Annotated in this window: 2 rRNA genes; both read left to right on the top strand. The window is 57.4% G+C overall.

Annotation, left to right across the window (positions count from 1 at the left end):
- Positions 1–57: 57 nt before the first annotated feature.
- Positions 58–1,585 (top strand): 16S ribosomal RNA (locus tag IG05_RS43070).
- A gap of 301 nt (positions 1,586–1,886) precedes the next feature.
- Positions 1,887–5,008 (top strand): 23S ribosomal RNA (locus IG05_RS0140580).
- Together the 16S and 23S rRNA genes form the textbook arrangement of a ribosomal RNA operon.
- Positions 5,009–5,030 lie beyond the last annotated feature (22 nt).

Here is a 5,030-nt window from a genome sequence, read left to right as displayed (position 1 = left end):
GGACTATTCCTCCTCTCGCACCGCTCTCGTGGTGTTCATCCCGATTACGGGAAAACATTCACGGAGAGTTTGATCCTGGCTCAGGACGAACGCTGGCGGCGTGCTTAACACATGCAAGTCGAACGATGAACCTCCTTCGGGAGGGGATTAGTGGCGAACGGGTGAGTAACACGTGGGCAATCTGCCCTTCACTCTGGGACAAGCCCTGGAAACGGGGTCTAATACCGGATATCACTCTTGCAGGCATCTGTGAGGGTTGAAAGCTCCGGCGGTGAAGGATGAGCCCGCGGCCTATCAGCTTGTTGGTGAGGTAACGGCTCACCAAGGCGACGACGGGTAGCCGGCCTGAGAGGGCGACCGGCCACACTGGGACTGAGACACGGCCCAGACTCCTACGGGAGGCAGCAGTGGGGAATATTGCACAATGGGCGAAAGCCTGATGCAGCGACGCCGCGTGAGGGATGACGGCCTTCGGGTTGTAAACCTCTTTCAGCAGGGAAGAAGCGAAAGTGACGGTACCTGCAGAAGAAGCGCCGGCTAACTACGTGCCAGCAGCCGCGGTAATACGTAGGGCGCAAGCGTTGTCCGGAATTATTGGGCGTAAAGAGCTCGTAGGCGGCTTGTCACGTCGGGTGTGAAAGCCCGGGGCTTAACCCCGGGTCTGCATTCGATACGGGCTAGCTAGAGTGTGGTAGGGGAGATCGGAATTCCTGGTGTAGCGGTGAAATGCGCAGATATCAGGAGGAACACCGGTGGCGAAGGCGGATCTCTGGGCCATTACTGACGCTGAGGAGCGAAAGCGTGGGGAGCGAACAGGATTAGATACCCTGGTAGTCCACGCCGTAAACGGTGGGAACTAGGTGTTGGCGACATTCCACGTCGTCGGTGCCGCAGCTAACGCATTAAGTTCCCCGCCTGGGGAGTACGGCCGCAAGGCTAAAACTCAAAGGAATTGACGGGGGCCCGCACAAGCAGCGGAGCATGTGGCTTAATTCGACGCAACGCGAAGAACCTTACCAAGGCTTGACATACACCGGAAACGTCTGGAGACAGGCGCCCCCTTGTGGTCGGTGTACAGGTGGTGCATGGCTGTCGTCAGCTCGTGTCGTGAGATGTTGGGTTAAGTCCCGCAACGAGCGCAACCCTTGTTCTGTGTTGCCAGCATGCCCTTCGGGGTGATGGGGACTCACAGGAGACCGCCGGGGTCAACTCGGAGGAAGGTGGGGACGACGTCAAGTCATCATGCCCCTTATGTCTTGGGCTGCACACGTGCTACAATGGCCGGTACAATGAGCTGCGATACCGTGAGGTGGAGCGAATCTCAAAAAGCCGGTCTCAGTTCGGATTGGGGTCTGCAACTCGACCCCATGAAGTCGGAGTTGCTAGTAATCGCAGATCAGCATTGCTGCGGTGAATACGTTCCCGGGCCTTGTACACACCGCCCGTCACGTCACGAAAGTTGGTAACACCCGAAGCCGGTGGCCCAACCCCTTGTGGGAGGGAGCTGTCGAAGGTGGGACTAGCGATTGGGACGAAGTCGTAACAAGGTAGCCGTACCGGAAGGTGCGGCTGGATCACCTCCTTTCTAAGGAGCACTTCTTACCGAGTTCGCTCGGTCAGAGGCCAGTACATCGGCGAATGTCCGGTGCTGGTTGCTCAAGGGTGGAACGTTGATTATTCGGCACGATCCAGGATGGATCAGGCGCTAGTACTGCCCTTCGGGGCGTGGAACGCTGATCTGGTCGGCTGGTCGTGTCGGGCACGCTGTTGGGTGTCTGAGGGAATGAACTTCCTCAGTCGCCGGCCCCAGTGAACTCCGGATGTATCCGGGGGTGATGGGTGGCTGGTCGTTGTTTGAGAACTGCACAGTGGACGCGAGCATCTGTGGCCAAGTTTTTAAGGGCGCACGGTGGATGCCTTGGCACCAGGAACCGATGAAGGACGTGGGAGGCCACGATAGTCCCCGGGGAGTCGTCAACCAGGCTTTGATCCGGGGGTTTCCGAATGGGGAAACCCGGCAGTCGTCATGGGCTGTCACCCGCTGCTGAACACATAGGCAGTGTGGAGGGAACGCGGGGAAGTGAAACATCTCAGTACCCGCAGGAAGAGAAAACAACCGTGATTCCGGGAGTAGTGGCGAGCGAAACCGGATGAGGCCAAACCGTATGCGTGTGAGACCCGGCAGGGGTTGCGCATGCGGGGTTGTGGGATCTCTCTTCTGTCGTCTGCCGGCGACAGGACGAGTCAGAAACCGTTGATGTAGGCGAAGGACATGCGAAAGGTCCGGCGTAGAGGGTAAGACCCCCGTAGTCGAAACGTCAGCGGCTCGTTTGAGAGACACCCAAGTAGCACGGGGCCCGAGAAATCCCGTGTGAATCTGGCGGGACCACCCGCTAAGCCTAAATATTCCCTGGTGACCGATAGCGGATAGTACCGTGAGGGAATGGTGAAAAGTACCGCGGGAGCGGAGTGAAATAGTACCTGAAACCGTGTGCCTACAAGCCGTGGGAGCGTCGGATACGTGCTTGCACGTATCTCGTGACTGCGTGCCTTTTGAAGAATGAGCCTGCGAGTTTGCGGTGTGTTGCGAGGTTAACCCGAGTGGGGAAGCCGTAGCGAAAGCGAGTCCGAATAGGGCGTTTTTAGTAGCACGCTCAAGACCCGAAGCGGAGTGATCTAGCCATGGGCAGGTTGAAGCGGAGGTAAGACTTCGTGGAGGACCGAACCCACCAGGGTTGAAAACCTGGGGGATGACCTGTGGTTAGGGGTGAAAGGCCAATCAAACTCCGTGATAGCTGGTTCTCCCCGAAATGCATTTAGGTGCAGCGTCGTGTGTTTCTTGCCGGAGGTAGAGCACTGGATAGGCGATGGGCCCTACCGGGTTACTGACCTTAGCCAAACTCCGAATGCCGGTAAGTGAGAGCGCGGCAGTGAGACTGTGGGGGATAAGCTCCATGGTCGAGAGGGAAACAGCCCAGAGCATCGACTAAGGCCCCTAAGCGTACGCTAAGTGGGAAAGGATGTGGAGTCGCACAGACAACCAGGAGGTTGGCTTAGAAGCAGCCACCCTTGAAAGAGTGCGTAATAGCTCACTGGTCTAGTGATTCCGCGCCGACAATGTAGCGGGGCTCAAGCGTACCGCCGAAGTCGTGTCATTGCAGCAATAAGCCCCAACGGGTGCTGTGATGGGTAGGGGAGCGTCGTCTGCCGGGTGAAGCGGCACTGGAAGGTAGTCGTGGACGGTTGACGAGTGAGAATGCAGGCATGAGTAGCGATACAAACGTGAGAAACGTTTGCGCCGATTGACTAAGGGTTCCTGGGTCAAGCTGATCTGCCCAGGGTAAGTCGGGACCTAAGGCGAGGCCGACAGGCGTAGTCGATGGATAACCGGTTGATATTCCGGTACCCGCTGTGAAGCGTCAAACATCGAGCATCGTGATGCTAAGGCCGTGAAGCCGTTCCGGACCCTTCGGGGAAAGGAAAGTGGTGGAGCCGCCGAACCAAGCGGTTAGTAGGTGAGTGATGGGGTGACGCAGGAAGGTAGTCCATCCCGGGCGGTGGTTGTCCCGGGGTAAGGGTGTAGGACGGTGTGTAGGCAAATCCGCACATCATGTGTCTGAGACCTGATGCCGAGCCGATTGTGGTGAAGTGGATGATCCTATGCTGTCGAGAAAAGCCTCTAGCGAGTTTCATGGCGGCCCGTACCCTAAACCGACTCAGGTGGTCAGGTAGAGAATACCGAGGCGTTCGGGTGAACTATGGTTAAGGAACTCGGCAAAATGCCCCCGTAACTTCGGGAGAAGGGGGGCCACGTCTGGTGATGAGCTTTGCGCTCTGAGCTGGGGGTGGCCGCAGAGACCAGCGAGAAGCGACTGTTTACTAAAAACACAGGTCCGTGCGAAGCCGTAAGGCGATGTATACGGACTGACGCCTGCCCGGTGCTGGAACGTTAAGGGGACCGGTTAGCTCTGATTCGTCAGGGCGAAGCTGAGAACTTAAGCGCCAGTAAACGGCGGTGGTAACTATAACCATCCTAAGGTAGCGAAATTCCTTGTCGGGTAAGTTCCGACCTGCACGAATGGCGTAACGACTTCTCGACTGTCTCAACCATAGGCCCGGTGAAATTGCACTACGAGTAAAGATGCTCGTTTCGCGCAGCAGGACGGAAAGACCCCGGGACCTTTACTACAGTTTGATATTGGTGTTCGGTTCGGCTTGTGTAGGATAGCTGGGAGACTGTGAAGCAGGCACGCCAGTGTTTGTGGAGTCGTCGTTGAAATACCAGTCTGGTCGTGCTGGATGTCTAACCTGGGTCCGTGATCCGGATCAGGGACAGTGTCTGATGGGTAGTTTAACTGGGGCGGTTGCCTCCTAAAGAGTAACGGAGGCGCCCAAAGGTTCCCTCAGCCTGGTTGGCAATCAGGTGTTGAGTGTAAGTGCACAAGGGAGCTTGACTGTGAGACCGACGGGTCGAGCAGGGACGAAAGTCGGGACTAGTGATCCGGCGGTGGCTTGTGGAAGCGCCGTCGCTCAACGGATAAAAGGTACCCCGGGGATAACAGGCTGATCTTCCCCAAGAGTCCATATCGACGGGATGGTTTGGCACCTCGATGTCGGCTCGTCGCATCCTGGGGCTGGAGTCGGTCCCAAGGGTTGGGCTGTTCGCCCATTAAAGCGGTACGCGAGCTGGGTTTAGAACGTCGTGAGACAGTTCGGTCCCTATCCGCTGTGCGCGTAGGAGTCTTGAGAAGGGCTGTCCCTAGTACGAGAGGACCGGGACGGACGAACCTCTGGTGTGCCAGTTGTCCTGCCAAGGGCATGGCTGGTTGGCTACGTTCGGGAGGGATAACCGCTGAAAGCATCTAAGCGGGAAGCCTGCTTCGAGATGAGGACTCCCACCCACTTGATGGGGTAAGGCTCCCAGTAGACGACTGGGTTGATAGGCCGGATCTGGAAGCACGGTAACGTGTGGAGGTGACCGGTACTAATAGGCCGAGGGCTTGTCCTCAGTTGCTCGCGTCCACTGTGTT

The sequence above is a fragment of the Streptomyces sp. NRRL S-1022 genome, from assembly GCF_000720135.1.
Taxonomy (GTDB): Bacteria; Actinomycetota; Actinomycetes; order Streptomycetales; family Streptomycetaceae; genus Streptomyces.
This window is presented reverse-complemented; position numbering and strand designations above follow the sequence as displayed.